Raw genomic sequence first — 365 nt, 5'->3', positions numbered from 1 at the left:
CTCGGCGTCCCCGTGCACCACCGCACCGTCCTCGGCCCGTACGGCCAGGAGGCGGTGCGGGTCCACGACGCGCGCCGCGCAGACCGCGTCGCGCGCGATCGCCGCCAGGTCCACGCGGTCGCGGTCGCGGGCCGGGGCGCTGTCCAGCCGGGCGAGCAGGAGCAGGTCGTCGACGAGTCGCTGCATGCGCAGCGCCTCCGCGGTGATGCCGTTCATGACGCGGTCCCGCTGTGCGGGCACGACGAGAGCGCCCTGATGGTGCAGATCGGCGTAGCCGAGCACGGCGGTGACGGGGGTGCGCAGTTCGTGCGAGGCGTCCGCGACGAACCGGCGCAGCCGCTCCTGGGTGTGCCGCTCGGCGCCCA

Annotated in this window: 1 protein-coding gene; it reads right to left on the bottom strand. The window is 75.9% G+C overall.

Annotation, left to right across the window (positions count from 1 at the left end; translation table 11 throughout):
* Window positions 1-365, bottom strand: a 365-nt coding sequence (locus G3I40_RS18930; protein ID WP_275410199.1) for a histidine kinase dimerization/phospho-acceptor domain-containing protein, incomplete at both ends; no start/stop codon positions are given.

Origin of the sequence: Streptomyces sp. SID14478, assembly GCF_010548525.1 — a bacterium.
Taxonomy (GTDB): Bacteria; Actinomycetota; Actinomycetes; order Streptomycetales; family Streptomycetaceae; genus Streptomyces.
This window is presented reverse-complemented; position numbering and strand designations above follow the sequence as displayed.